This is a genomic window from Paenibacillus sp. TAB_01 (assembly GCF_043945595.1).
In the GTDB taxonomy this organism is placed as follows: Bacteria; Bacillota; Bacilli; order Paenibacillales; family NBRC-103111; genus Paenibacillus_S.
Genome location: NZ_JBIFNP010000001.1, coordinates 192,661 through 218,151 on the forward strand (window position 1 = coordinate 192,661; position 25,491 = coordinate 218,151).

Consider the following 25,491-nt stretch of genomic DNA (forward strand, 5'->3'; position numbering starts at 1 on the left):
ATGGATCATCCAATCCGACGGGAAAAGCAGAGCCGATTATGGTTTCTGCTCTTCCTGTTTTCCGTGGTCCTGATCCTCTTGGCCGCAGGCCTGCTGTTCAGCCTGAAATGGGGCCAGGCGCAAATATCGTGGAGCACGTTGTTTGAGGCGCTGACGTATCAGAAGCAGGATAAGGCCGATCTGTACATTCAAACGCTGCGCCTGCCGCGGACGCTGACAGCTTGTATCGTGGGTATGCAGCTGGCGCTGGCGGGCCTGCTCACCCAGCTGGCTACGAGAAATCCGCTGGCTTCGCCGCATATTTTCGGCATTAACGCCGGAGCGTCGCTGGCGGTCGTGCTGGGGCTTTTTGCCGTCGCCGGCCTGTCCTTGACGGGCACGGTGATGCTTGCTTTCGTAGGGGCCGCCGCAGGCGCCCTGCTGGTCTGGTCGCTGACAGGACAAGGGGGGAAGCAGCCGGTCCGTCTGGCCTTGGCCGGAATTACGGTGCATTTCCTGCTGTCTTCGTTGACGGAGGGCTTGATTATTCTCAACCAATATTCAACTGAGAGCATGATGTTCTGGCTGGTCGGCTCCGTGAATCAGGCGGGCTGGGCGGAGGTGCGGATGGTTCTGCCGTGGTTCGCGGGCGGTCTGCTGCTGCTCGGCCTGCTCGTACCTTCGTTCAGGCTGCTGCTGCTGGACGATGAAATCGCCGCCGGGCTGGGGCAAAGGATTGCAATCATCCGGGGCACAGCGCTGCTGCTTGTTATCGTGCTTGCCGGCTCGTCCGTCGCGATATGCGGGCCGATCGGCTTCGTCTGCCTGATCGTGCCGCATATCGCCCGCGCGCTGGCGGGCAGCCGGCTCGGCGTGCTGGTCCCGCTGACCGGCCTGCTGGGCGGCCTGCTGCTGGTCTATGCGGATTTGCTCAGCCGGATGATCGCGTTCCCGTTCGAATCGCCCGTCGGGATCGTCACCTCGGCGATCGGCGCGCCGTTCTTTATTTATTTGGCCCGCCGGAAGGGAGGGGCGCAGCGATGAGCAAGGGAGCTGCCGTTGCCGCGGCATTATTGTTCATGCTGGCGCTGGTTGCCGTGTCTATCAGCGTCGGCGCCGTATCGATCCCTCTGAACGGACTCGGTGCGGCTCTGCTGTCCAAGGACAGCCCGTCTTATTTTATCGTGCATGAGGTACGTCTGCCGCGGATTATTGTCGGCATTCTGGCCGGGTTCGGTCTGGCCGTAGGCGGCGTGATTCTTCAGAGCCTGGTGCGCAACCCGCTGGCAAGCCCGGATGTGATCGGCATTACGAAGGGAGCGGGCTTTGCGGCCGCTGCGGTCATCTTCCTGTTTCCAAAGGCGCCCGGCTATGCGCTGCCTGCCGCAGCCTTTGCCGGAGCCGTCGCCGTGTTCTTCATCCTGATGCTGCTGAGCCGCCGGCTGACCTTGTCCCCGGCCATGCTGGCCTTGGTCGGGGTGGCGATTGGAGCCGTGTTCCAGGCGGCCATCCAGTATATGATCGTGACGCATCCGACGAATATCAGCATGGCGCTGCTCTGGATGTCGGGCAGCCTCTGGAACCGGGGCTGGAGGGAAGTGATATCGCTGCTTCCCTGGATCGCGGTGCTGCTTCCTTTCGCTTGGATGAGCTTTCCGAAGCTGAATGTATTTCAGCTCGGGGACGAGTCCAGCGCCTCGCTTGGGCTCGACATCATCCGACAGCGCTTCTGGCTGCTGCTGCTGGCCGTAGCCCTCGCGGGCATCTCCGTCTCCGCGGTAGGGGCGATCGGCTTCGTCGGATTGATCGCGCCTCATATGGCGCGAAGCATCGTCGGCGGCCGGCACCAGTGGCTGATTCCGCTCGCGGCGCTGCTCGGCGCCGACTTGATGCTGCTCGGCGACGTGCTGGGCCGCATCATCATTATCCCGAGGGAAGTCCCCGTCGGGGTGATGACGGCCGTTATCGGCGCGCCATACTTTGTGTACCTGCTGCGCAGGGAACGCAAGGTGCGGTAAAGCGGGCCGGAGCTGGTGTGCGGCACTGCCTGCAAAGATCAGGCATGGAGCAACGCTCAGTTCTGGATTCATCGAACGCTCGTAGGCGGGCTGCGATCTTCATGAAGCTCGATCCAAATAGAAAGCAAGACTCCCGTCTGCGTATGAACTGCACCCCAATTGTTAGACATCAACTAACAGTGGGAGGTGCAGTTTTTTTACGGCTATGTTCGGGAACCTATCCGCTCTTTGCAATCCCGCACCTCTGGGTTCAGTGGCCACCGGAAATGACTTACTCTGGCGTTCCCAAAAGTTTGAATAGCTCCTTCTTACTATGACAGTAGATGACATAGTCCTGTTGTATTATGAAATAAATAACTGCGAAGGAGTAGATGAACTTGAAGAGACTTACTGGGAAAATCGCTCTCGTAACCGGAGGAAGCCGGGGGGCAGGTCGTGGGATAGCCGTTGAACTTGGGAAAGCCGGAGCCGTCGTTTATGTGTCGGGAAGAAGCTTGCGGGGCGCTGCCACTAACGGTTTTCCGGGCAGTATCGATGAGACAGTCGAGGAGATTCTAAACAATGGTGGCGAGGCTTACGCATGCCGCTGCGATCATACCCGTGATGAGGAAACAGAAGCTTTGATCGACAGAATCCGGCAGGAACAAGGACGTCTTCATATACTCGTGAATAACGTCTGGGGACTGCATGACCTGGAAGTGAATTTACAGCCCAAGCCTTCCTGGGAATATCCTCTGAGCATGTGGGATGCTATGTTTCAGAGCGGAGTACGCGCGCAAATAGCGACAAACCATTATGCGATTCCGCTTATGCTGGAAGCCGATTCCGGATTGATCGTACATACCACATTCCGGGATCAGGATAAATATTTAGGAACTTTCTATTACGACCTTGCGAAGAATACGATTAACCGCTCCGTGTTCGGATTAGCTCAGGATCTCCATAACACCAAGATTACGGCGGTAGCGGTCTCCCCTGGCTGGATGAGAACGGAACTAGTATTACGAAATTTCAATACGGATGAAGATCATTGGAAGGAGGTTGAAGCTCTTAAACAGACGGAGTCGCCGTATTATATTGGGCGAGCAGTGTCCGCCTTGGCGGGGGATAGCGAAGTGCGGCTTAAACACGGACGGGTACTTCAAGCGAGTGACCTTGCCCGGGAATACGGATTCACCGATGTGGATGGACGCTTCATTCCTCCCTTTCTCATATAAGGTGTACAGTAGAGAGCTTTCTTGCTGAACAATGCATACGCGATAGCTAAATGAACCGCCTTCTTTGAATGAACTGCACCCCGATTGTTAGACACCGTCTAACGATTGGAGGTGCGGTTCACTTTTCAATCGGTTCATTTATTGCTTGGAAACATATGAAAGTTTAACTTAGCCATTTTATAAGTGCTGGTTTATTACTTCACAATCAAGACCGGACAATGCGCATGCTGAACTACATAGTGACTGACGCTGCCGACCAAAATTTCAGACAGCAGATTTAAGCCGCGGCTTCCCATGACGATCAGATCGTACTGCCCTTCGCGCGCTTTCGCGCAAATGGTTTTGGCGGGCGGGCCGGTCATATATTCGGTCTCGAACGGTATGCCCGTTCCCTGCAGAGTCTGTCCGGCTTCCTGCAGGACGCGGTGCCCTTCCTCCTCCTGACGGTCGTCGAGATTGTCTACGCCCAACGCCGCGTCATTAAACGCAAGAACCGGGCTGACATGCAAGAGCGTAATCCGGGTGCCGTTGGCCGCCCCCTGCGAAGCCAGCCATTGTGCGGATTGTACGGCGCGAAGCGCATGATCCGAGCCGTCGACAGGAACTAAAATACGTTGATACATTGAGATCTTCCTCCTTTGCTGCTGCCTGCAGCTTAATGGTGAGTAATGGCTGCGTCGATGCCGGCCAGATGCCTGCGCCGTGCGGTCAGGAACAATACGCCGAGCAGAACCATTACAGCGCCGAAAATAAACGGCACGCTCGGGTTGAACCACTCGGCCAATTTACCGGCAAGCCACGGCGAAATCGCGCCGCCCATGAACCGGACGAAGCTGTAGGCAGCCGAGGCGACCGACCGTTCGACGGGAGCGGATTCCATCACAGCGGTCGTAATCAGCGTATTGTTGATCCCGAGGAACATGCCGGAGATGACCACGCAGACAATAACGACCATCGGCGTGTGGGCCCCGATGCCCATAATGAACAGGATAACGGCGAAAGCGGACAGCACCGTTACGATCGAAGCGACGGAGCCGAACCGTTTCTGCAGCCTTGGCGCAACAAAAACCGAGGTAATGGCCAGCAGCAGTCCCCAGCCGAAAAACACATAACCGAGCCCGTGTTCGTTCAGCTCCATTACATAGGGCGAATAAGCCATCAAAGTAAAAAATCCGAAGTTGTACAAAAAGGCTACAACCCCCAAAGTAAGCAGGCCGGGATAGCTGAGCGCCTTGAACGGGGCCGACAGCTTGATCGGTGTTTTGGGCTTCGCGACTTTAGGCATAATAAAAAGAATAAACAGAAAAGCGACGGTCATCAGGACACTGACGCCGAAGAACGGGCCGCGCCAAGAGATCGAGCCCAGCTCGCCGCCGAGCAGCGGAGCCTACGGCAATACCGAGCCCCAGCGCAGCCTCGTAGAAAATAATCGCTTGCGCCGTACCGGACGTGGACAGCCCGACGATCGCCGATAAGGCGGTGGCGAGAAACAGCGAGTTGCCGAAGCCCCAGCCTCCGCGCAGCCAGACGATGGCGTTGATCGTATCGGAATTGCCGGCAAGACCTGCGAACACAATAATAAGAAACACGCCGGTAATTAACGTCCATTTCGTCCCGAGCCGGCTTGAGACGAACCCGGTAATGAGCATGGCAACCCCGGTGACGAGGTTATAGCTTGTAAAAAGCAGCGACACCTGGCTCGGCGTCGCATCCATTTTCTTGGCGATAGCCGGCAGAATCGGATCGACCAGCCCGATCCCCATAAAGGAAATGACGCAGGCAAAAGCAATGGCCCAGACGGCAAGCGGCTGACTGAACGTACCGGACCGTTTGTTTATTTCTTGATATCCAGCTTCTGATGACATGGAATGTTTACCCCTCCGATTCGGGCTGCTTTGCGCTAGTATTCGCTCCCGGAACGGCTGCTATGCGGCAGCTCCCGGGCAAGGGAATAGGCGCGAACCCGCTAATATGACTTGTAACAAAAAAATAGTTGTACAATGAAACTATATACTTGTAGTATACAACTTTATATGGTGCTGTCAATATGATTTACATTACGAATCAGCAGGAATAAACAGGTGCCAAACGAAACGTTTAGCGGTAAAATAGAGGGGACTGTGAAGAGAAAACGCTTCCGAAAAAAGGAGACTCGTATGAACATCACACCCGAACGGACGCAATACCGCATTCCTTTATTTTGCGGCGTCACTATGCTTTTCTGGTTTTCCATGTACACATGCGTTCCTATTCTGACCGCTTATGTGATGGATTTGGGAGCGTCGAACCAAATGGCGGGGGTCATCGTAGGCATGTACGGCCTCAGCCAAATGCTGCTGCGCATTCCCGTAGGCGTCGTCTCCGACCGGCTGCACAAGCGTAAAATGTTCATCATTGCCGGCCTGCTGTTTTCCGTATTCTCCGGGATGGGCATTCTGCTGACGCAGGAGCTGAACTGGATCTTGTTCCTGCGGATTCTGGCAGGGGCGGCCGCGGCGACCTGGGTCGACTTTACGATTCTGTTCGCGAGCTATTACCCGAAGAACGATACGACAGGCGCGATGGGGACCATCTCGATGTACAATTCCATCGGACAAATGCTCGGTATTTTGTGCGGCGGCTGGTTCGCGGATCACTACGGCTGGGAATCGGCCTTCCTGATCGGGGCCGTTGTAGGCTTTATCGGCATGCTGGGCGCATATTTCATTGTAGAGAAGTTCGAGGAGGACGCACCGAAGCTTACGCTGCAGGGCGTCATGGAAGTGGCCCGCGACCGGACGCTGCTGACGGTATCGTTCCTGGCGATCCTGTTTCAGATTCTCACGTTTGCAACGGTGTTCGGCTTCACGCCGGTCTACGCCGGATCGCTCGGCGCCACCAAGCTGGACATGGGGCTGCTGACCTTTGCCTCCACACTGCCTACCGCGATTGCGGCCTGGGTCGGCGGCAAATATATTGCCCGTAAGCTCGGGGAACGGAAGGTCATTATTCTCGGCTTCGTGCTGAGCGGGGTCTTCACCATCTTGATTCCCTTCACGCAGACGCTGTGGATTCTGATTCTGACGCAAGCCATCGCGGGCTTCGGACGCGGGTTCACCTCTCCGGTGCTGATGTCGCTCAGCATCAAGCATATGGAGCCCGGCAAACGGGCGACGGCGATGGGATTTTACCAGGCCATCTACGGACTCGGCATGTTTATCGGGCCTTTGTTCATGGGTTTGGCGGGCGATTGGCTCACGCTGCACGAAGGCTTCGTTATCGTCGGGGCATTCGGCTGTGCCACGGCGCTGCTGTCGTATGTGATGCTCCGGTCGGCGAGGCTGGAAGGGCCTTCCGTCTCGGTTCCGGTCAAGCCTAAGATCGAGAAGCCTATATAAGAGGAGGAAGCGGGATGGAGTGCAGGGCAGGGTGCGCGGCGTGCTGTATCGTCATCTCGATTTCTTCTCCGATTCCGGGGATGCCTGAAGGGAAGCCGGCCGGCATCCGCTGCCTGCACCTGACGGCCGATAACCGGTGCGGACTATTCGGCCAGCCCGAACGGCCTGCCGTGTGCGGCAGTCTGAAGCCTTCGCCTGAAATGTGCGGGCAATCCGATGAAGAAGCTTTTGCGATATTAACGAGCCTCGAGCAGGCAACAAAGCCTGAACACTAGAGTAGTACGGCCGGAGCTGAGACGATTTGGGCAGGTACCAGGAGGAGGCTCCCGGCCTCAACCGTACAAGCTTTCTTTCTGACATTCGCGAATCCCAGACGCGCATTGCGGGCGCCTAGGTCCCATCCTCAACCGAAAGAAGCCTTCACCGCCGGATGCGGCAGTGAAGGCTTCTTTTCTGTATATGGGCTTGCACAGCAGCTTAGCTTGGAGATGTTGTACCGGTTTCGTTTCCCGGAGAAATGCCTGTCCCGGAGGTATTGGCGCCGTTCAGCACAGCGGCAAGCAGGCCGGGGAAGCGTGCTTCCAGATCTTCCTGCCGGATCGTGACGAAGTGCTGCGTGCCTTGTACACGGACGAATACAACGCCGGCTTCGCGCAAGGTCCGGGTATGATGGGACAGCGTCGATTTGGCTACAGGGGCCGTAAAGCAGCTGCAGGATTGCTCGCCGTGCTGCGCGATCTCCTGGATAATACTCAGCCGGATCGGATCGCTTAAAGCGTGAAGCACCGAGGTCAGATGTATATCGTCCCGATGGGGATGATGTAATATTTTCATTGTAAGCCTCCTCGAAAGCTCTCTTCAGGCTTCCAATCTTTTGATTGAATTGTAACATACGGAGTGCTATACTTCAATTGTTCGATGATATTAGAACTATAAAAATATTCTCATTCCCAAGGAGGATTTATGAACAAACAGCTTGCATCCGATTCGATCAAACCATCCGGGGCCGGCTTTCAGGAAGGCCTGGTCACCGCGCTTCTGGCCGTCACCGTCATTATCGTTGTGATGAATACGATGATGTTTAACTTGGCGCTGCCGGAGGTTTCCAAGCAGTTCGGCCTTTCCTCGATATCGGCATCCTGGATTGTGACAGGCTACTCCATTGTATTTGCCATTTCTTCGATCACGTACAGCCGCCTGTCCGATTATTTGCCTATCCGTACCTTGCTGACGGTCGGTATCTTGTCGCTTGGCGGTGCCTCGATTCTCGGCTTTTTCAGCCATAGCTTTGCATTGCTGCTCACCGCCAGGCTTATTCAAGCTTCGGGTGCGGCCTCCGTACCGGCACTCGGAATCGTGCTGCTCACCCGGTTTATTCCGGCGGAGCGGCGGGGAAAGGCGATGTCCATGGTGATGTCGGCCAGCTCTCTGGGCCTCGGTCTCGGACCCGTAATCGGCGGCGCCGTGATCCAGTATATGGGCTGGAACTATTTATTCGCCGTCACCGGCATCGTGCTGTTCTTGACGCCGGTCTTTTACCGGCTTCTGCCGAAGGAGGCTTCGCAGCGGGTGAACTTCGATTTCGCCGGCGCTCTGCTCATCGGCCTGGGAACGACGGCTATGCTGCTGTTCCTGACGACCCGCTTGTGGGTGCTGCTGCTGGTCGGGCTTGCCGCGCTGTACTTGTTCTGGCTGCGGATTCACCGGGCGCCCAGCCCGTTCGTCCAGCCGGCTCTTTTCCGCAATAAGCCGTATATGACGTTAAGCGCGCTGGGCGTCGTATCCTATTTGAATAATTTCGCTACGCTGTTCCTGATGCCGCAAATTCTGGCGCACTTGTTCCAGCTTAGTCCGGGCCAATCCGGGCTCATCATTTTCCCGGGTGCAGTCTTGTCGATGATCGCCTCCAACCGGATCGGCAAAATCATTGACCGCTTCGGCAACGGCGTGTTCGTCAAATATGCCTCCTGGTTCATTATGGCTTCGGCCGTATTATTCGCTTTGTTTGCCGGCAGCTCGATCTATGCCATTATGCTGATCTATATGCTGATGAGCGTCGGCTTTACGGCACTCACCACAAGCGTATCCAACGAAATGTCGCAGCGGCTGTCCAAGGAAGAGATCGGCGCGGGGATGGGCCTGTTCCAGCTGATTCAGTTCTTTAGCGGCGCGTTCAGCGTCGCTGTGACAGGCAGCGCCCTCGTCTGGCAGCAAGGGCTGCCGCTTCCGACCGCCTACGCGAACGTATTCTGGGGCATGTCCGCGATTGTCGTGATCGGAGTGATTTGCTCTCTCGCTTATAAAGGCGTGCGCCGGCCGGTTGCCGCGGCTCAAAGCTTAGGTCGTTAACGAGTGCGTGTGATTCCCGGCTCTTTCGTTCCGGTCAGGCATGTCTGCCGGGGGCACGCTCCAGCTTTATTCGCAGCGTAAATAATTAACGCAGTCAAGAAGGGCGCTTTCGGCTTTGAGCCGAGGCGTTTTTCTTTATATGTATTGACATGCGGCGTCACAGTGCTATAATCGCTCAAGGTTCGTTTCATATAAAAAATATTTGCGCTATAAACTTTCCTGCGGGAAAGCTGCGAGGAGGAAGCAACGTGGCCAATACGGGGGTCAAAGCTGTACCGTTAACTAGCACTGTTTTTCCGATTTTATTCGCTATCAGTATCGTTCATTTGCTCAATGATACGATGCAATCAACGATTTCAGCCCTATTTCCTATCCTAAAAGAGACATTGCAATTATCGTATTCGCAGATCGGTCTCATTGCCTTTGCGATGAATATTACCGCATCCTTTTTGCAGCCGGTCGTCGGGCTGTATGCGGATGTGAAGCCGCGTCCCTATATTTTGCCGTTAGGCGTATGCTTTACGCTGGTCGGGATCGTCTCGCTGGCGCTCGCCCCGAGCTTTGCGATCATTCTGCTTTCCGTTATCGCCATGGGCGTAGGCTCGGCGATTTTCCACCCGGAATCGTCCCGTGTCGCCTACTTGGCCGCAGGCGGGCAGAGGGGGCTGGCCCAGTCCATCTTCCAGGTGGGCGGCAACATCGGCAGCTCGCTCGGACCGATTATGACGGCATTGATCTTCGCAAGCTATGGCCAATTCAGCGTCATCTGGTTTACTTTTGCCGCGATTGCGGGCATTGTGATTCAATATTTCGTGGCAGGCTGGTACAGCCGCCAGCCGGTGATGCCGCGTTCGGCCGGCAGGGCCAAATCCGCCGACGGCCAGACGGTAGGGCTGTCGCGGAATAAAGTGACCGCGGCTGTCGTTATTCTCGTCTTTCTCGTTTTTTCCAAGCATGTGTACATGTCGAGCATCACGAGCTTTTATTCCTTCTACTTAATTGAGGATTATGGCGTGACTGTCGAGCACGCACAGCTGTTCCTGTTTGCGTTCCTGGCGGCATCGGCAGCGGGGACGTTCTTCGGAGGGCCGCTGGCCGACCGGTACGGCCGCCGCAATATCATTTGGCTGTCCATTCTGGGGACGGCGCCGTTTTCGATTCTGCTGCCTTTTGCAAATTTGTTCTGGTCCGGTGTGCTGGTCGTCTGCGCAGGCTTCGTTCTGTCGTCCGCGTTTTCGATCATCGTGGTATATGCTCAAGAGCTGCTGCCGGGCAAGGTCGGTCTGGTCTCAGGCTTGTTCTTCGGTTTGGCGTTCGGCTTGGGCGGGCTTGGCTCCGCCGTACTGGGTTCGATTGCGGATGCGACGAGCATCGCCTTCATTATGAAAATGTGCGCGTTCCTGCCGCTGCTCGGTATTTTGGCGGTGCTGCTGCCTAAGGATGACGAAGTCCGGGCGTAATTTTTTATAACGAAATACCAGTTATACTTGGTAAGTTAAAGCGTCAGTGTTTCCTAAGGGAGACACTGGCGTTTTTTTGCGCTGCAGCTGTTTGTAGAAAAAACATGACAACGCTGTTTCAAAAGGGTAGTGGGATGAAGATAGATCTTTTGGGAGATTATTTTGGACGGGGCGATAGCTCAAAAAATGGCATATAACCACAGCGGCATGGTGGGAAGAAGCTGTAAGGGCCGTTTGAATATGGAGGAACTTGAAGACCTTCCGATTATCATGGACCGTATATTTTCTTGATTTTTTCAAAAAACCACAGATAGTAGCAGTATGAAATTAATAGAGTGATGGTTACGGTGATGAAACTCAGATACCATGTCCAATTTAAGTATTTAATCAATTCTGTGTACTTCTCCAGAAAGACTTCAATTATTGTAATTACCGTGGGAAAGCTAAAAACGTATATGGTTTTAACAAACCACGGTTTCTCTTTAGGAAAATGAACATTAAAAATGGAACTTATAGCAGGGAAGACGAAAAACTCAAAAGTAAAGCTTGCTCTGTAAGCTATACTTAGAAACCCTACAGGATATTCGATTAATCTGCCTTGAACAACTAAAGCGCCAAATAGCCAAGAAGGTACTTGCATGAATAAAAAACTAACCTGTGCTCGAATCAAGGTTTTCCGGTTGATGAATATTACCAGGAGAATGGCAGTAATGATCCAAACTGTGTAAAGAATAAGTGTTTCCATTATTATCCTCGTTCGGTAAATTGATATTTTTATATGTGAATTATGGTCAAAAATACGGATTTTTAATCTGGAAGGACATGAGGGAGAGATAAGAAAAGTGTATTCAAGGTAGTTCCAGCTTGCTTGAAAACGGGTAGTATGGGGAGAAGGGTTTCGGGGAAACTATAGGGGATTTCCCCATTTTTGTTATAAACGAGGAAAACATGACCAACGACCAACTCTCTTTAAGATTAAAGCTGATTTTGGAGAGCCTGCCCTCCGGCTTGGATCTGAACTGCCGCGCCATGATGAACGGCCGCTTTACCATCGAGCTTCTTTATGTGATCTCCATGTGCGATGAGAGCCAGATCAATCACCTGCTCATCAAGCCTTTTTTCAATTGTGAGCATGCCGAAATTTTGGAATACCGGCTGGAATCACTGCCGAACAGCCAGAAAATTACCGGCGAAATGGACTATACCGCTCATTTACTGCAGGGACACGCTTTCGTATTCGTCGGATCCAGCGTCTTTCTGCTTGAGGTCAATCGGGTATGGAATTCGGAGCCGATGACGTCGAATATTGAAACGGCCATTCAAGGATCGCAAAATTCGCTTTCCGAAAATAATGCGACGAATTTGAGTTTAATCCGGCACCAGTATGTCTCGCCATACCTGCATGCGGATTACCGGCGTGTTGGGCGTGTGAGCGCTACCGAGCTGATTCTTTTATATGATGAAAGATTCTGCAAGAAGCACGTGCTTGAAGAGCTGGAGAACCGGCTCGGCAAGGTGAAGGCCGATATCGTTCAATCGGCGGGCCAGCTGGAAGAATATTTGCTGATGGACCGCAAGGAGCTGTTTCCTTCCTCTCTGATCACCGAGAGACCGGACCGGATAGCCAACTGTTTATTGAAGGGGAAGGTCGCGATTCTTATACAAGGCTCTCCTTTTGCGCTGGTCGTTCCGACCACCTTTTATGACCAGTTGTCCGCGATGGATGATATTCATAATCCGTACTGGTTTACGACCATCATTATTGCTTTGCGGTATATTTCTCTTATTTTTACAGTGGCCCTGCCGGCCATCTATGTGGCTATCGTGTCGTATAACCCGGAGGTGTTTCGGATTCAGCTCAGCTTTTCGATTGCAGGGAGCCGGGCGGTCGTGCCGTATCCGTCTTTTGTCGAAGTGCTGCTGATGCTGTTCATCATTGAAGCGCTGGTAGAGGCCAGTGTACGCCTGCCCAAATATATCGGCCAAACGGCAACGACCGTCGGCGGACTTATTCTGGGTCAGGCCGCGCAGGAGGCCGGTTTGGTCAGCAGCATTATGATTATCGTGACCTCGATGGTGGCCATCTGCAACTTTATCATCCCGGTGAACACTTTGAGCTATGCGATCCGGTTTTTGAAATATCCGCTCATTTTGTTCGCGGCTTTCCTCGGCATCGTGGGTGTCATAGGAGGGATATTTCTTTACTTGATTTTGTTATCCAACCACAGAAGCTTCGGTGAACCTTATTTTCAATTACCGATAAAGCTGCAAAAAAAAGGCGATATGTCCTAGGTAGGTGATCGGTACGGTTCGGTACATTTATTATTTTCCGATACTTTGGATGCTCGTCAATATTATGATCTTCGTTCCATCGATCTTGTTTAAGGAAAGGTATCATGGGGCCATGGCCTCCATGGGGACGGCTGTAGTTGTAGGGAGCGTGCTCGAGCTCGGCTTTCTGCATGTCATGCGCCGTTTCCCGGGACAAGGCGTTCCGGAAATTTTGGCGACCGTCTCCCCCGCTGGCTGTGTGCTGCGCTTCTGTCCATCGCGGCAGCTGTGTTGATGATTCAGGGCATTCAGACGGTCGCGGGCTTCACTGTGGTCATCAACCGGTTCATCTCGCCGGACATTAAGGTGATCTACCTGCTGATGTTCACCGTCCTGCTTGCCTGGCTTGGGGCGACACGCAGTACGAAAACCGTTCTGATTCTGACCGAAATATCGCTGCTGCTGAATGTGCCGCTCGTCGTGGTTCGTCCTGCTGAAGTCCATTGGGGGAACGATGATGGATTGGGATGCCATTATGGCTGTTGCCAACCATCTGCCATTCGCGCCGACGTACAAGGGGGTGGCTGCAGCATCGTTTGTTTTTTTCGGCTTTACCCCTTTGTCGGTGATGAATCGCCTATTGACAGCGGATATGAAATGGAGGGGGCTGTGGATTTTACCCATCCTGGGCATGTTCACTTTGCTTGCCAGCTTTTTTATTCCGATAGGCTACCATGGAACCGAAGCGATAGAAAATTATGTATACCCTTGGACGACGACCTCCGATTCGCTGGAAATGGAATACGGATTGATTGAGCGGGCCATTTTTATTTTTTCGTCGCTGTACTTGAATCTGTCGATGCTGTACGCCATCGTTGCCTGGCATGTTGCGCTGGAATGGTTTAAAGGCGGCTTTTCGAAAAAGCGGCACGTCAACCCGGATCAGACGGAAAGGCCTCTGCTGATTAAAATTATATGCGGCGTATTTGTCATCCTGGTCTTCATGTACGTAAAGCTGTTAAATGAGCAGCAGTTTTTCGAATTCGGCGCATTCGTTCATGAGTGGAACTTCGGGATCGAGGCTGTGCTGGTCGCTCTGCTGATATATATCGGATGGGGGAGGAAAGCCGCATGAAACGCATAGCTGTTCTTTGCATTCTGGCCCTCTGTTTGTCCGGCTGCTCGGGAATCGCGTTCCGGGATATTGACAAGCGTTTTTTTGTCGTAGCGCTTGGAATCGATAAGGCCGATCAGCGAAAAGGCTACACGGTATCCTTGAAGCTGGGTATTCCCACAGGCAAAATTGAAGCGGGGCAGGAGCTGTTCGAGGTGATCCACCAGGAAGCGGAGACGATTACGGAAGCGATCCGTTTACTGAAATCGAAGGTAGATAAAGAGCTGGATTACGGCCACACGAAAATTTTCGTATTGGGCAAATCCTTGGTGCAGGAGGATATTACCGAGACGATGGAATGGCTCGTGCGTAGAAGGGATATTCAATTCATATCGTATTTGGCGATTGGGGAACCGGATGCGATGAGCGTGATGAAGATGAGTCCCGGCTGGGAACGCTTGCCCGGTAACACGCTGTTTCTAACCTTTTCCACGGAAGGGGTGGAAACCTCGTATATTTTGACGGAATATTTGTTTGATATGAACCGCCGCATTCATGAGAAGGGAAAAGATCCTTACCTGCCGATTATCAAGCTGAAAGGAAATACGTTTGAAATCAACCAGGTAGCTTTACTCGATAAACGGAAGGCACGGCTGATCACGGACCCTGAAGAAACGGAGCTGCTCGACCTGTTTCGCAAAGAAGGCTTCCATCGGCTTGCGCTAAAGACGAAGTCGGAGGGGAACGTCATTACATTGGGCGTGACGGATGTAAAATGCAGGTATTCCATTGTGAAGGATCCTGAAGGAGGACAGGCGATAGACGTAAGAATGAAGCTTAAGGGAATTGTCGAGGAATCCACGCAATCGATCATTTCGAAGGATTTGCTCCGGTACCGCAAGTCGTTCGAGGACACCTTCAACCGCAAGCTGAGCCGGTTTTTGAGAAAGGTCGTCAGCCAGGGCATTGATCCGATCGGCTTCGGGCTGCGCTACAGAGCAAGCCGGATGGTATCCGCAGAGGAATGGGAGAGATGGACGAAGACTTATCCGGCGATGCCTATCCGGGTGCACACGGATGTCGTTATCGAAGGAACAGGAGTTACCAAGTAAGGCGGAGAACCGATTTAACCCACCGGCATATTGACTTAGACTTAGTATAAGTTTAAAATAAGTGTAAATCAAAAGAGATGCCGGAGGTAATGGATTATGAGCAGAAAAGGACAGCTGACGCCGCAGCGTAAGGCGATCTACGAGATCGTCATGGACAGCACCGATCATCCGACAGCGGCCGATATTATCGAACGGCTGAACAAGCGCGGGCACCAGTTTGCTTACGCGACAACTTATAATTCGCTCCGGTACTTGACGGACGAAGGCTTGATCCGCGAGCTGAAGCTGGATGGAGATGCCAGCCGCTATGATGCGCGGACGGAGGATCATCAGCATATTATGTGCAGAGTTTGCGGACGCGTCGATGAGGTGTTCACCACGGTTCCGCAGGAATGGGCTCTGCGGGTCGGGGAAGAGACCGGGTATCAGGTGGAAGAGGAGCATATTTTACTGAAAGGGGTGTGCCCTGGATGCAGCAGCAGCCATTGATCGGGGATTACTGCGAAACTACGCATACGATTGTTATTATCAGTCCGTTTCCGCATACGCTGCATGAGCTGGTCGGCCCGCTGACCGCCAAGTGCTATGACGTGCTTGTCTTTCATCATCTGGATGAGCAGGCGCTGGCCAAGCTGCCGATCGATCTGCTCATTCTGAACCGGACTCGGGACGGCAGCGTTCCCTCAACGCAGGCGCTGCCGCTCGGCGCGCCCACCGTGGCGCTCGTCCAGGAGACGGCGGCGCTTGCGGAAGAGAACTCGGCTTACGCCGCAGCCTTCTCCTGGCCGTCCGCTTCCATTCCTGCCGTGCTGGAGCGAATCCATGAGCTTCTTCAGCATGGCGGCCGCGGCATCGCAGGAAGTGCGGATCAGGTTCGGCTTAAGGATCTGTATGTGGATTTCAGGCGGATGTCCGTTTATTTGGGCCCTGCACGCGTTGAGGTAACGAAGACGGAGTTCGATCTGCTGAAGGCGCTTCTGGATACGAGAGGAACGGTGCTGTCCCGGCAGGAGCTGATGGACCGGGTATGGGGCGACCAGTACTTCGGGGGCAGCAACACGGTGGATGTCCATGTGAAGAGCTTGAGACAGAAGCTGAAGGATAATCCGAAGTCGCCCAAATATATCGAGACGGTGCGCGGCGTCGGCTACCGCTTGGCGGATTAAGCCGGGGACGCGACGAAATGTATCAAGCTGAAAAACCGCCGGAGCGGTGAATGGCAGCTCCCTTTGTTAGATAATTAACGAGGGGGATGCCGTTCATCAGCCGGCGGTTTATTTTGTATTCAAAGCCCGATCGTTCTTGCTAATCTGTTATTCCTTGACGGAACCGGCCGTCAGACCGGAAACCATATATTTCTGGAAGAATAAGAACAGCAGGACGATAGGAATCGTTGCCGTTAAACAGATCGTCATGATGTTCGCCCAATCATAAGAGACTTCACCCATATACCGGATCGCGATACCGGGATTTAATGTGCGCAGCTGATCGTCGTTAATCAATGTCAGGGAGTACAAGAAATCATCCCAGGATAAAATAAACGTGTACACGCCTACAGCGAACACGCCCGGCTTGGACAAAGGGAGCACGATGCGGAATAAAATGCCGAACCGGCTGACGCCGTCGATCTTGGCCGCTTCCTCCAGCGAAATCGGAATGCTGTCGAAGAACACTTTGATCATCCATATGGAGAAGGGCAGGGAAGCCGTAGTCAGCGCAACCGTCAATCCGGTGCGGGTATTTAACAGGCCGTACGTGTTATAGATGGAATATAAAGCGATCAACAGCGAAATGACCGGCAGCATCTGAGTAGATAAGATGGAAAAGAGCATCAGTTCCTTGAATTTAAACTGAAAGCGGGAAAAGCCGTAGCCGGCGAGCGTAGCTACCAGTAAAGTGAGCACGGTTGTCCCGAAGCTGACGATCAGGCTGTTTTTGTAAAACACGACGAACGCCCCGTCGCTCAGCAGCTTCACGAAATGTGTGAATACCGGGTGGCTCGGAAACCATTCCGGCGGAATGCGGAACAGCACGCTGTTGTCCTTGAAGGCCGTAATGCTCATCCAATACAAAGGAAACATCAGGAAGACTAAATACAATACAACGACGATGAAGGACACGGCGCTTGCTGAAAAGGAACGGCGGAGTGATGATGGCTTCAATGTGCTTTCCCCCTCACGCCGGTATCCTCGCCCAAGGCAAACAGCTTATTATAGAGCCAGGAGATGAAGATAAGCAGTATGAGCCACAGGGTGCCGATCGCCGCTCCTTTACCTAGATCGAGCTGGATGAAGGCCGTTTTATAGCTAAGAATGGCAATAGTCGTTGTGGCAGTCAGCGGACCGCCGCCGGTCATGACCCAGAAGAGCGGGAACATTTTGAAATTTTCGATGATCGCAATCAGCGTCACGGTTTTGATCGTGTTCTTCAGCATCGGCAGCGTGATATGGAAAAACATTTGCCGTTTGTTGGCCCCGTCGATCTTGGCTGCTTCATACATATCCTCGGAAATCCCTTGCATTCCCGCCAGCAGCATCGTGGTCATGAAGGGGAGCTGCCGCCACAGCGCGGCTGTCATCACCGCAGGCAGCGCCAGCTTGAGATCCGCCAGCCACTGATACGGCTTATCGATGATGCCCGCCTGCTGGAGGATGTAGTTGATGACCCCGTATTGCGGCTGAAACAGCCACATCCAGAGCAGCGACGCGACGATGGTCGGAACCGTCCATGGGATCAGAATGAGCGTGCGGGTCAGCTTGCGCAGCGCGATTGGGCCGTTCAAGATCATGGCGAGCAGCATGCCGAGAACGAATTGCACCGCGACAATACCGAATACATAAACGATAGTCGTGCGCAGGGAATCGAAAAATTCGCTGTTCTCAAATATTTTCCGGTAATTGCTGAACTCATTCCACGAATACGATTTCATCTTTAATAAGGAAACATCGAAAAAGCTCATATAAATCGATTTAACAATCGGAATGCCGATCGTCAAGATCAGAAGGATCATAGCGGGCGAGACGATAGCCAGAAGAAAGAGCCGATCCTTCCACAGCTCGCTGATCCGCCGCTCACCGGCTTTCGGGGCGCCTTGCGGCGCGCCGGAACCGGGTTTCAACGTATGGTCCACGTGAAGTCACATCCATCCTTGGTGAAATTGCCTGTAAGGCTTTATTGACATAGCAGAATTGATAAATTTTCGGGGCCCCGCAAAGTACCTGAATCCGCTTCGAAGCAAAAGCCTCACTTTGTGGGGTTATTTTATCGATTGCTTCAGCTTGGCGTCGAGTTCGGCGGCCACCTTGGCAGGGTCCTGCTTGGCGACAGTGACCTTTTGCAGGGCTTCGGCGATATCCAGGTACGCCTGCTCCAGTCCAGGGGTATTTTGCGGCAGCGGCTGCACGTACTTGAACTGCTCCATCAATACTTTGTCGAACTCGGTCGTCGTGAATTCCGGCAAGGAGCTGAGTGACTGGCGGGCGGTCAATACATCGCTTTGCTTATGGTACAGAGTAATCATGTCTTTGTCGGTCAGAAATTTCACGAATTCCGCGGCCATTTCTTTGTTCTTGGAGGCGGAAGAAATCACGAGGCCGTGCGCTTCGCCGATCGAAACGCTTTTTCCCGACTTGCCGGCAGGAATTAAGGCTGCGCCCCATACTTTGTCGAAAGCCTCGCCCTTCCCGCTCAGGTTGCGGAACACGGCTTTACCGTAGTAGCCGTCCACGTACATGCCCAGCTGCCCCAAGGAGAACAAGCTGCGCAAATCCTTCAGCTTCGCGCCCTGCGGCGTAAGCTCCTCGTTGGCGAGCGTCTGATAATGCTTCAGAGCTTCGATGACCTCGGGCGTGTTGACATTGACCTTGCCGTTCTTGTCCAGCACGGAACCGCCAAAGCTGTAAATATTTTTCAGGGCGATCATTCCGTTGATGGCAAGCTTATCCGTTGCTTCGCCAAGGCCGTACACTTTCTCGCCGGCATCGGTTTTCAGCTTGGCAATTTTGCGGGCGGCCTCCATCATTTCCTCGTAGGTCTTCGGAGGCGTTTCCGGCAGACCGGCTTTTTTGAACAGCTCCTTATTGTAATAAAGAATGTAAGGGGTCGGCGCCCACGGCACCCCCATCAATTTGCCCTGGTAAGAGAAATCCTCCTTAAAGGAAGGCAGAATGTCGTTTACATAATCTTTGCCCAGCAGATCGTCGACCGGCACGATAATATCGGAAGCGGCATAGGTGGAGAACCACGACGGGAACGTTTGCATAATGTCGGGAGCGTTGCCCGATGACGCCATTACGAAGGTTTGCTGCTTAATATCACCGAACGGAATGCCTACGAATTGGATCGTTACATTCGGATGCTTCTTATGGAAGGCGTCGGCCATTTGCTCCAACGCGTCTTTCGTTGCCGCTTCGCTGATGCTCCATGAAGCGAATTTCAAGGTAATGGGCTGATCGCCCGCCGCTTTCGCCGCTTCCTCATTTCCCTCCGGCGCCTTGCTGCATCCTGCCAGGGAACCGGCCAGCAGCACCGCTGCCAGGGCATAGCCTGCTTGTTTTCTCATATATTGTTGACCTCCTCGAATGGTTGCGTGACTTGCCTTATTATCATAGAAAACAGCGGGGCGGCTGTATATTTTCAGTTCGTCACTTTTATAGCCTAACGATGACTTGAGCCATCGTACGTTTTTGACATTTATAATTAATTTATGATATCCGGCGTTGAAAAGGGCTGGGAGCCGTTCATTTACGTCCTTAAGTATGACATAATCAGAAGCAGTTATCGGGTGTATTTTATTTGGAGGTGCCGCGGCAAGCGATGAAGGCGAATCGTACATTCCTGGTCTATTTTCTTTCTTATTTGATCGTTATCATTGTTCCCGTTGTCTGCATCGGCATCTTTTCGTACCAGCTGGCCATACGGACGCTGGAGGAGGAGCTTAGTCAAGCCAACGCGCACCTGTTGAACCAGCAAAGCCAATCCTTGAACAAAATCGTCAGGGATCTGCACGCCCTGTCGGTGACCGCCGGGTTGGATGGAAAAGTATACGCCTATGCCCAAAATGCCGGGGACCATATTTGTTAAACGAAATGAAGGATGCAGTGAAAACATGGGCCGGCTCGAATGAGCTGATTCAATCCGTTCATTTATTCGCTGCCCAGACGGGCGCGGTCATATCTTCCGACGGAATGGCCAGCATATCCTTACAATCCGGGCAGGAAAATGTGCTGGAGAAGCTGCGAAGTACAGGGAAGAAAGAGCTGTGGATTCCTACCCGCCAGATGATGGACCGGGACGGGAATCAAGTCAGCATCATTACGCTGATCGGTAAAATTCCGCTTGCCTTCCCCGAGGAGCTCGGCTATGTAGCGGTTCATATTTATGAAGAGAAGCTTTCCCGGATGCTCGAGAGTATGGAAGGGAACCCGCATACGAATACGTATATCGCCGCGGCGGACGGGAGTCTGATTTCCTCCAGAATTCAGGAGCGGTCGGATTATGTCACGCTGCTGACCCATGTAGCCGGCATCCCGGATTCGGGCGAAGAGCATTATTATGTCGATAAATCGCGCGGAGCCCCGACGCTGGTAGCTTATTCGAAGACGCTGGAGAACGGGTGGATGCTCGTGTCGGAAACCCCGATGACGTATTTGATCCGCAAGCTGTCGTATATACGCAATGTGACGGTGGCCGTCTGCTTGCTGCTGATCGCTTTGGGCGCGATCCTATCGTACTTCTTGTCCAAGTCAATGTACCTGCCGTTCAAACGGCTGATGAGCCGAAGCTTATCGTTGGAAGCATCCTTCCGCACCAATTTACCGGCCATTCGCGAAAGGTTCGTATCGAATTTATTGAACAATAAAATAGCCAGCAGTACCGAAATCCAGAGCAGCCTGAGCTTCTTGAATCTGAGTCTGTCATTGAACGGATATGTCGTCATGCTGATAGAAATCGACGATTACCCGGCTCTGGAACGTACTTATTCTACCTCGGATTTGAATTTATATAAATTCGCCATCGGCAATATTGCCGAGGAAATTATCGGCGAAAGCTTCGGCTGTCTGTCTACGGAAAGGCAGGCTAATCAATGCGCGGTGCTCGTTAACGTGCAGGACACGCCGCCGGATGAAGTGCGAGCCATTCTCCAAACATATGCCGGGCAAGTCTCGGCAGCGATTCTGAATATCCTGAAGTTTTCGGTAACGATCAGCGCAGGCAGCCGCTACGAGTGCATGGAGGACGCCTACTTGTCCTATAACGAAGCGGCTGAGGTGATTCAATATAAGCTGGTGCTCGGTACGAACAAAGTGATCTTCAGCGAAGATGTCCGGCTGGAGCGGGGCGGGATCGATTATTACTACCCGCTGCAAATGGAGAAGCATTTAATCAATTTTCTCAAAAACGGAGACGGCCCTGCCTCCGCTGCAAGCCTGGAGCAGTTAACGGAAGAGGTGAAGCAGAATCCTCGCCTGACGTATGAAAATATTTACCGGCTGTACAACCGGCTGCTGGACGCCGTGCTGGAGGCGCTTTTGGAGCGGGGAGGCTCGGTAGGACAAGTATTCGGAGAGGGCGTGTTTCTGTACCGCGAGCTGGCGGGCATGGAAACCATCGATGCGATTCATGAATGGCTGGAGCGGGTGCTCACGCGGATTGCGGCTTTTGCGGCGGAGCAGGAAACGATGACGAATCCGACGGTAGACAAAGCGCTCGCCTATATGCAGCACAATTTCCGGTCCGACCTGTCGCTGGAGGCGATTGCGGACTCCGTAGGGCTGAATCCTGCGTATTTTAGCCGAATTTTCAAGCAGTACATGGGAAAAACGGTCGTAGAGCATTTAACGCAGTTGCGTCTGGAGGAAAGCAAGGCGCTCCTTGGCGGGAGCACGATGAATATTCATGACATCGCCCGAAGCGTAGGCTACAACAATACGAACAGCTACATCCGTTTTTTCAAAAAGCTTGAAGGCATTACGCCCGGCGAATACCGCAAGCAGATCGACCGCCGCAGACTATAGGCCGCGGCAGGTTCGAAGCCTCACCGTTTCCTGCGTACGGTAGCGGCTGACAAGGCTATGGCTGCAAGCGCCTGAGGGCGAAAGCCTGCGATTCTGCGGAGCGGCCGGGCGCACGCACCGTGCTTTTTCGGCGGCCTCTCTTGGACGGAGAGGTTTTTTGGCATGAACGGAGGGAGCCTGGGATGACCTTGGGGAGTGCCCGCAGCTTGGTTAAAATGTATGCTTGCGGAGTTCATCAGATCTTCATTATAGCTTCATGAAACCTTAATGATGCGCGGAACTTGTCCATGTTACTATAAGTCTATCGAAAGTTTAGATTTAGTTTAAATTCAAGTTTAACTATAGGAGGTACGAACTTATGTCCACCACTACACCGGTTATTGTTTATTCCAGCAACACCTGCGGCTACTGCAAGCAGCTTAAAAAATATTTGAGCGATGAGAATATCGCTTTCGAGGAAAGAAACGTCGATACGAACGACGCTTATTATGACGAGCTTGAAGCTTTGGGCGTTAGCTCGCTTCCTGTCACTCTGATCGGCGACGCCAAAATTTTGGGGATGAATACGACCCGGATTAAGTCCGCTTTGGGGATGTAAAGGTTTTAGGCATTAAAAAGCTGTTTTGTTTAAAAATCCGCTAGCGGCAGGCCAGCGGAAGGGAAGGTAGATGCCACAGGAGCGTCAGCGTTCGCCTTTGAAATCGTGAACGACCCATACTGCCATTCATTCAAAAGTTCACGATTTCAACAGCGGCCGGAGGCATGTACCTTCCCTGGAGCTTTCCCCGGAGCTTCCCCGGAGCTTTCTATAAAGCGCTCGTACGCTGCTCATTTTTTGCACATATGCTCATCATTAGTTAGCCCGTACGCTCGCACTTACGCCCAATCATACGCTAGCAATGTGCGCTAGTAATCATACTCAAACATTCCAAGGAGGAATTTATCATGACACAAGCTATCGAAACTGTAAAAATCGGCCTGAAAGCCCCTCAATTTGATCTGCCTTCCACGATTAACATGGAGACGCTGGAAGAGAACGTGACCTTGGAAAGCTACCGCGGCCGTTGGGTAATGGTGTTCTTCTGGCCTTATGACTTCACGTATGTATGCCCGACGGAAATTATCGCATTCAGCGACAACGTAGATAAGTTCAAGGAGCTTGGCTGCGATATCGTAGGCATCTCGGTGGACAGCGTCTATACCCACCGTGCTTGGATCAATACGCCGCGCGACCAGCAGGGCATCGGCCCGATCAACTACCCGCTGGCGTCCGACTTCAAGAAAGAAACAGCCAAAGCATACGGCGTGCTTGACGACGCTTCGGGCGCGGCGCACCGCGGTCTGTTCATTATCGACCCCGAAGGCGCAGTTCGCTACCAGGTAGTTACCGATATGAACGTCGGCCGCAGTGTCGAAGAAACGCTGCGCATTCTTGAGGCGCTTCAATCCGGCGGCTTGTGCCCGGTGAATTGGAAAAAAGGCGATAAAACACTCGGATAATTGCAGTGTCAAAAAAACCGGCATCCTAAGCGGAGGCCACTGAAAAACTAGCGGAGAGCACGGAATCGTTCTGTAGAAGCGAAAGCGTTCGCCTTTGTCCTTGGATTTCAACCGCTACAAGCGGAAGATAATCAAAGAAATCCAGGGACAACAGCGATCGGAAGAATGTTCCGTACTCGTAGCGATGACTTTTTCAGTGGCCTCCCTAAGCGCTGCCGGTTTTTTGCACTATACGCAAAGCCGGGCGGAGCCCGTTTTCCGAGGGGAAGCACCCCGGCCTTTTCTTTTCTGTGGCAGCAATAGGCCCCGCCTTTCTGCAGCAATGGAAGTAGAAACGCCTTCCCGAAGACAGGAAGGCGTTTATTGTGTCGGCAGCTTACTTTTTAACCGAAACCGTGGTTAAAACGAGTAAGCATCGTACTGAAGCCGGTTCATCAGACTGATCCAAACGTCGGGGGTTTCCCCGCCGCTAGACCAGTATGCGAAGCCTGCGACATGATTTGCAAGGCCTACCTGGTATTTCGCGGATAAGGAACGGCTGTCCTCCAGCCAGATGGCATGTGAAATGCGATTGTACACATAGTTCGACGTATACTGTCCGAGTACCGGGTTCCATTGGGGAGTCATTCCCGTGGCATCTACAACTTCAAGCTGCTCTCGGATCGTCAGCTCCGTGCTGGAAGCAATGCCTGCGGTGTCGGTCCAATCCCTCGTGTAAAAGGGGAGGGCGACAATGGCTTTGCCGGCCGGAACCGAAGCGAGCAGCGTTTGAACGCCTGCGCTCAGCCAAGGCAGGGAGGATACGGAGCCGGCCGTCACGTCCCCGTCCCAATGCTCGTCGTAGGCCATCAGCACGACGTAGTCTGCGCTTTGACCGAGCGCGGCGAAGTCGAAGGCCTCCGTCCAGTCGGTACCGGTATCCGGAGATACGTTAACCGATAAAGTTTTATTCGATGCGTGCAGCTTGGAAGCCAAGCTGGAAATAAAGGACGTTAGCGCCTGTCTGTCAGCGGCATCCACATTTTCAAAATCGATGTTAAGGCCGTCGAGGCTGTACTTATCCGTAAATTGCGCGAGCTGCTGGGCGGCCGCTTCCGCTTTCGCCGGATCGGAGAGCACCTGATGCGTATACTGCTTATCGAAACGGTTGCCGACCAGCGGCCATACCTTTTTCCCATTCCGGTGCGCCCAGCTGACAAGGTCTGGGCTGGCTGCATCTTCGATGCCTTTTGCAGCATCAAGGAAAAACCAGCGCGGCGACAGCGTATTGATATTGGCATCCAATACGTTTTGCTTGAACTGCTCCTCCGTTTGATTATACTGCCATCCCAGCTGAATCAAGGGGGCGGGTGAAGCCTGCAGTGCCGTCGACCAGCGGGAGCCGTTGACGAGCTTGTCGATCACGACGGCGGTCTCCTGCCGGGTAATCGGGTCGTTCGGACGAAATTGACCCTGGTCGCCATTCATTAGCCCCAATTGGCGAATCTGTTCGACGTAGGGCACCGCCCAAGAGGAAATCCGCGACGCATCGGAGAAAGTGGAGCTTGCCGGGCTTGCGGCGGCAGAGCCGCTTTGCTTCAGCGCTTTGACGAGCAGCGCCGCAGCTTCCTGCCGCGTAATCGATTGATTGGGAGCGAAGCGGGAGGCGCTTACGCCGTCCACGATGCCGAGCTCGACGCCCGCCTGCACCCAGCCGTAGAACCAGGCGTCCGCAGGGACGTCCGTAAAGGCAGGAATCGCGCTGGACAGCGGCTGCAGCTTCAGGACCCGATCAAGAGCCGCAATGAATTCAGCCCGCGTAATGGGCCTCTCCGGGGAAAAGCTCCGGTCTCCGGTTCCGTTCATAATATTTTTCTGAACCAAACCGTTAATTTGTGTCCGGGCATAGCTTGAAGCGATATCGTCAAAAGCCGGAGCGGGCTCCGCCTGAGCCTTCCCGGGAATAGCGGGGGCGAGCAGGAGAGCCGCAGCCAGGAGCAGCGGAACGCGCTGCTTTACATAAGTCATTAATTTCATAGGAAATGCCTTTCTGCCGGTTCTGAGATGGACTGTCTTGTGTACGATTATAGAACAGCAAC

Annotated in this window: 24 protein-coding genes and 1 pseudogene; 17 read left to right on the forward strand and 8 right to left on the reverse strand. The window is 53.3% G+C overall.

What is annotated here, in order from left to right:
• From ACHHV8_RS01005 to ACHHV8_RS01015, 3 genes are all read left to right on the forward strand, one after another.
• Positions 1 to 1,023, forward strand: a complete 1,023-nt coding sequence (locus ACHHV8_RS01005; protein ID WP_395155972.1) for a FecCD family ABC transporter permease — start codon at positions 1 to 3, stop codon at positions 1,021 to 1,023.
• A complete protein-coding gene (locus ACHHV8_RS01010; RefSeq protein WP_395155974.1) occupies positions 1,020 to 1,997 on the forward strand; it encodes a FecCD family ABC transporter permease in 978 nt (325 codons plus the stop codon). The genes ACHHV8_RS01005 and ACHHV8_RS01010 overlap by 4 nt, the downstream gene beginning before the upstream one ends.
• Positions 1,998 to 2,368: 371 nt before the next feature.
• Positions 2,369 to 3,214 carry an SDR family NAD(P)-dependent oxidoreductase gene (locus tag ACHHV8_RS01015; RefSeq protein ID WP_395155976.1) on the forward strand — a complete coding sequence of 282 codons (846 nt, stop codon included), beginning with the start codon at positions 2,369 to 2,371 and terminating at the stop codon, positions 3,212 to 3,214.
• A 194-nt stretch (positions 3,215 to 3,408) separates the two neighbouring features.
• Here ACHHV8_RS01015 and ACHHV8_RS01020 read toward each other — a convergent pair whose 3' ends face one another.
• On the reverse strand, positions 3,409 to 3,837 hold the full coding sequence (locus ACHHV8_RS01020) for a universal stress protein (protein ID WP_395155978.1): 429 nt from the start codon (positions 3,835 to 3,837) through the stop codon (positions 3,409 to 3,411).
• A gap of 32 nt (positions 3,838 to 3,869) precedes the next feature.
• Positions 3,870 to 5,079: pseudogene (locus ACHHV8_RS01025) on the reverse strand (MFS transporter).
• Between the two features lie 291 nt (positions 5,080 to 5,370).
• Between ACHHV8_RS01025 and ACHHV8_RS01030 the strand changes: the two are divergent.
• On the forward strand, positions 5,371 to 6,591 hold the full coding sequence (locus ACHHV8_RS01030; protein WP_395155980.1) for an MFS transporter: 1,221 nt from the start codon (positions 5,371 to 5,373) through the stop codon (positions 6,589 to 6,591).
• Positions 6,592 to 6,605: 14 nt separating this feature from the next.
• Complete coding sequence (locus ACHHV8_RS01035; protein WP_395155982.1) at positions 6,606 to 6,866, forward strand: YkgJ family cysteine cluster protein; 261 nt, start codon at positions 6,606 to 6,608, stop codon at positions 6,864 to 6,866.
• Positions 6,867 to 7,068: 202 nt separating this feature from the next.
• Here ACHHV8_RS01035 and ACHHV8_RS01040 read toward each other — a convergent pair whose 3' ends face one another.
• Entirely contained in the window at positions 7,069 to 7,425 is a 357-nt protein-coding gene (locus tag ACHHV8_RS01040) for an ArsR/SmtB family transcription factor (RefSeq protein ID WP_395155984.1), read from the reverse strand.
• A gap of 129 nt (positions 7,426 to 7,554) precedes the next feature.
• On the opposite strand from ACHHV8_RS01040, the gene ACHHV8_RS01045 reads away from it, so the two are divergent.
• Positions 7,555 to 8,940, forward strand: a complete 1,386-nt coding sequence (locus ACHHV8_RS01045; RefSeq protein ID WP_395155986.1) for an MFS transporter — start codon at positions 7,555 to 7,557, stop codon at positions 8,938 to 8,940.
• A 248-nt stretch (positions 8,941 to 9,188) separates the two neighbouring features.
• Positions 9,189 to 10,400 carry an MFS transporter gene (locus tag ACHHV8_RS01050; protein WP_395155988.1) on the forward strand — a complete coding sequence of 404 codons (1,212 nt, stop codon included), beginning with the start codon at positions 9,189 to 9,191 and terminating at the stop codon, positions 10,398 to 10,400.
• Positions 10,401 to 10,668: 268 nt separating this feature from the next.
• Here ACHHV8_RS01050 and ACHHV8_RS01055 read toward each other — a convergent pair whose 3' ends face one another.
• Entirely contained in the window at positions 10,669 to 11,145 is a 477-nt protein-coding gene (locus ACHHV8_RS01055) for a CBO0543 family protein (RefSeq protein ID WP_395155990.1), read from the reverse strand.
• A 203-nt stretch (positions 11,146 to 11,348) separates the two neighbouring features.
• Between ACHHV8_RS01055 and ACHHV8_RS01060 the strand changes: the two genes are divergently transcribed.
• The 6 genes from ACHHV8_RS01060 to ACHHV8_RS01085 all read left to right on the forward strand — a co-directional run bounded on the left by ACHHV8_RS01060 (position 11,349) and on the right by ACHHV8_RS01085 (position 16,063).
• A complete protein-coding gene (locus tag ACHHV8_RS01060; RefSeq protein ID WP_395155992.1) occupies positions 11,349 to 12,692 on the forward strand; it encodes a spore germination protein in 1,344 nt (447 codons plus the stop codon).
• 4 nt (positions 12,693 to 12,696) lie between these two features.
• The gene (locus tag ACHHV8_RS01065; protein WP_395155994.1) at positions 12,697 to 12,966 is read left to right on the forward strand and encodes a hypothetical protein; all 270 of its coding nucleotides are present in this window, start codon (positions 12,697 to 12,699) and stop codon (positions 12,964 to 12,966) included.
• Positions 12,967 to 13,185: 219 nt separating this feature from the next.
• Positions 13,186 to 13,806 (forward strand): hypothetical protein, encoded by a 621-nt coding sequence (locus ACHHV8_RS01070; protein ID WP_395155996.1) that lies wholly within the window; start codon positions 13,186 to 13,188, stop codon positions 13,804 to 13,806.
• The gene (locus ACHHV8_RS01075; protein WP_395155998.1) at positions 13,803 to 14,897 is read left to right on the forward strand and encodes a Ger(x)C family spore germination protein; all 1,095 of its coding nucleotides are present in this window, start codon (positions 13,803 to 13,805) and stop codon (positions 14,895 to 14,897) included. The genes ACHHV8_RS01070 and ACHHV8_RS01075 overlap by 4 nt, the downstream gene beginning before the upstream one ends.
• Positions 14,898 to 14,993: 96 nt before the next feature.
• Positions 14,994 to 15,386 (forward strand): Fur family transcriptional regulator, encoded by a 393-nt coding sequence (locus tag ACHHV8_RS01080; protein ID WP_395156000.1) that lies wholly within the window; start codon positions 14,994 to 14,996, stop codon positions 15,384 to 15,386.
• Positions 15,368 to 16,063 carry a winged helix-turn-helix domain-containing protein gene (locus ACHHV8_RS01085; RefSeq protein WP_395156002.1) on the forward strand — a complete coding sequence of 232 codons (696 nt, stop codon included), beginning with the start codon at positions 15,368 to 15,370 and terminating at the stop codon, positions 16,061 to 16,063. The genes ACHHV8_RS01080 and ACHHV8_RS01085 overlap by 19 nt, the downstream gene beginning before the upstream one ends.
• A 147-nt stretch (positions 16,064 to 16,210) precedes the next feature.
• Here the strand turns inward: ACHHV8_RS01085 and ACHHV8_RS01090 are convergent, their stop codons facing one another.
• The 3 genes from ACHHV8_RS01090 to ACHHV8_RS01100 all read right to left on the reverse strand — a co-directional run bounded on the left by ACHHV8_RS01090 (position 16,211) and on the right by ACHHV8_RS01100 (position 19,458).
• The gene (locus tag ACHHV8_RS01090; RefSeq protein WP_395156004.1) at positions 16,211 to 17,059 is read right to left on the reverse strand and encodes a carbohydrate ABC transporter permease; all 849 of its coding nucleotides are present in this window, start codon (positions 17,057 to 17,059) and stop codon (positions 16,211 to 16,213) included.
• Positions 17,056 to 18,027: a carbohydrate ABC transporter permease gene (locus ACHHV8_RS01095; protein WP_395156006.1), complete on the reverse strand. Its 972-nt coding sequence runs from the start codon at positions 18,025 to 18,027 to the stop codon at positions 17,056 to 17,058. Before ACHHV8_RS01095 ends, ACHHV8_RS01090 begins: the two co-directional genes overlap by 4 nt.
• Positions 18,028 to 18,153: 126 nt before the next feature.
• Positions 18,154 to 19,458, reverse strand: a complete 1,305-nt coding sequence (locus ACHHV8_RS01100; protein WP_395156008.1) for an ABC transporter substrate-binding protein — start codon at positions 19,456 to 19,458, stop codon at positions 18,154 to 18,156.
• A 254-nt stretch (positions 19,459 to 19,712) separates the two neighbouring features.
• Between ACHHV8_RS01100 and ACHHV8_RS01105 the strand changes: the two genes are divergently transcribed.
• The 4 genes from ACHHV8_RS01105 (at position 19,713) to ACHHV8_RS01120 (ending at position 23,413) form a co-directional block, all read left to right on the forward strand.
• Positions 19,713 to 19,979: a hypothetical protein gene (locus tag ACHHV8_RS01105; RefSeq protein WP_395156010.1), complete on the forward strand. Its 267-nt coding sequence runs from the start codon at positions 19,713 to 19,715 to the stop codon at positions 19,977 to 19,979.
• Positions 19,973 to 21,913 carry a helix-turn-helix domain-containing protein gene (locus ACHHV8_RS01110; RefSeq protein WP_395156012.1) on the forward strand — a complete coding sequence of 647 codons (1,941 nt, stop codon included), beginning with the start codon at positions 19,973 to 19,975 and terminating at the stop codon, positions 21,911 to 21,913. Before ACHHV8_RS01105 ends, ACHHV8_RS01110 begins: the two co-directional genes overlap by 7 nt.
• Before the next feature lie 358 nt (positions 21,914 to 22,271).
• Positions 22,272 to 22,511 carry a glutaredoxin family protein gene (locus ACHHV8_RS01115; protein ID WP_395156014.1) on the forward strand — a complete coding sequence of 80 codons (240 nt, stop codon included), beginning with the start codon at positions 22,272 to 22,274 and terminating at the stop codon, positions 22,509 to 22,511.
• A 347-nt stretch (positions 22,512 to 22,858) separates the two neighbouring features.
• Positions 22,859 to 23,413 carry a peroxiredoxin gene (locus tag ACHHV8_RS01120; protein WP_395156016.1) on the forward strand — a complete coding sequence of 185 codons (555 nt, stop codon included), beginning with the start codon at positions 22,859 to 22,861 and terminating at the stop codon, positions 23,411 to 23,413.
• A gap of 399 nt (positions 23,414 to 23,812) precedes the next feature.
• On the opposite strand, the gene ACHHV8_RS01125 is transcribed toward ACHHV8_RS01120, so the two are convergent.
• Entirely contained in the window at positions 23,813 to 25,429 is a 1,617-nt protein-coding gene (locus tag ACHHV8_RS01125) for an S-layer homology domain-containing protein (RefSeq protein ID WP_395156019.1), read from the reverse strand.
• Between the last annotated feature and the right edge of the window lie 62 nt (positions 25,430 to 25,491).

What these genes read in the sequence shown, in the direction of transcription:
- ACHHV8_RS01005 (WP_395155972.1), top strand. Translation starts at nt 1, where the DNA reads ATGGATCATCCAATCCGACGGGAAAAGCAGAGCCGATTATGGTTTCTG.
- ACHHV8_RS01010 (WP_395155974.1), top strand. Translation starts at nt 1,020, where the DNA reads ATGAGCAAGGGAGCTGCCGTTGCCGCGGCATTATTGTTCATGCTGGCG.
- ACHHV8_RS01015 (WP_395155976.1), top strand. Translation starts at nt 2,369, where the DNA reads ATGAACTTGAAGAGACTTACTGGGAAAATCGCTCTCGTAACCGGAGGA.
- ACHHV8_RS01020 (WP_395155978.1), bottom strand. Translation starts at nt 3,837, where the DNA reads ATGTATCAACGTATTTTAGTTCCTGTCGACGGCTCGGATCATGCGCTT.
- ACHHV8_RS01030 (WP_395155980.1), top strand. Translation starts at nt 5,371, where the DNA reads ATGAACATCACACCCGAACGGACGCAATACCGCATTCCTTTATTTTGC.
- ACHHV8_RS01035 (WP_395155982.1), top strand. Translation starts at nt 6,606, where the DNA reads ATGGAGTGCAGGGCAGGGTGCGCGGCGTGCTGTATCGTCATCTCGATT.
- ACHHV8_RS01040 (WP_395155984.1), bottom strand. Translation starts at nt 7,425, where the DNA reads ATGAAAATATTACATCATCCCCATCGGGACGATATACATCTGACCTCG.
- ACHHV8_RS01045 (WP_395155986.1), top strand. Translation starts at nt 7,555, where the DNA reads ATGAACAAACAGCTTGCATCCGATTCGATCAAACCATCCGGGGCCGGC.
- ACHHV8_RS01055 (WP_395155990.1), bottom strand. Translation starts at nt 11,145, where the DNA reads ATGGAAACACTTATTCTTTACACAGTTTGGATCATTACTGCCATTCTC.
- ACHHV8_RS01060 (WP_395155992.1), top strand. Translation starts at nt 11,349, where the DNA reads ATGACCAACGACCAACTCTCTTTAAGATTAAAGCTGATTTTGGAGAGC.
- ACHHV8_RS01070 (WP_395155996.1), top strand. Translation starts at nt 13,186, where the DNA reads ATGATGGATTGGGATGCCATTATGGCTGTTGCCAACCATCTGCCATTC.
- ACHHV8_RS01075 (WP_395155998.1), top strand. Translation starts at nt 13,803, where the DNA reads ATGAAACGCATAGCTGTTCTTTGCATTCTGGCCCTCTGTTTGTCCGGC.
- ACHHV8_RS01080 (WP_395156000.1), top strand. Translation starts at nt 14,994, where the DNA reads ATGAGCAGAAAAGGACAGCTGACGCCGCAGCGTAAGGCGATCTACGAG.
- ACHHV8_RS01085 (WP_395156002.1), top strand. Translation starts at nt 15,368, where the DNA reads ATGCAGCAGCAGCCATTGATCGGGGATTACTGCGAAACTACGCATACG.
- ACHHV8_RS01100 (WP_395156008.1), bottom strand. Translation starts at nt 19,458, where the DNA reads ATGAGAAAACAAGCAGGCTATGCCCTGGCAGCGGTGCTGCTGGCCGGT.
- ACHHV8_RS01105 (WP_395156010.1), top strand. Translation starts at nt 19,713, where the DNA reads ATGAAGGCGAATCGTACATTCCTGGTCTATTTTCTTTCTTATTTGATC.
- ACHHV8_RS01115 (WP_395156014.1), top strand. Translation starts at nt 22,272, where the DNA reads ATGTCCACCACTACACCGGTTATTGTTTATTCCAGCAACACCTGCGGC.
- ACHHV8_RS01120 (WP_395156016.1), top strand. Translation starts at nt 22,859, where the DNA reads ATGACACAAGCTATCGAAACTGTAAAAATCGGCCTGAAAGCCCCTCAA.
- ACHHV8_RS01125 (WP_395156019.1), bottom strand. Translation starts at nt 25,429, where the DNA reads ATGAAATTAATGACTTATGTAAAGCAGCGCGTTCCGCTGCTCCTGGCT.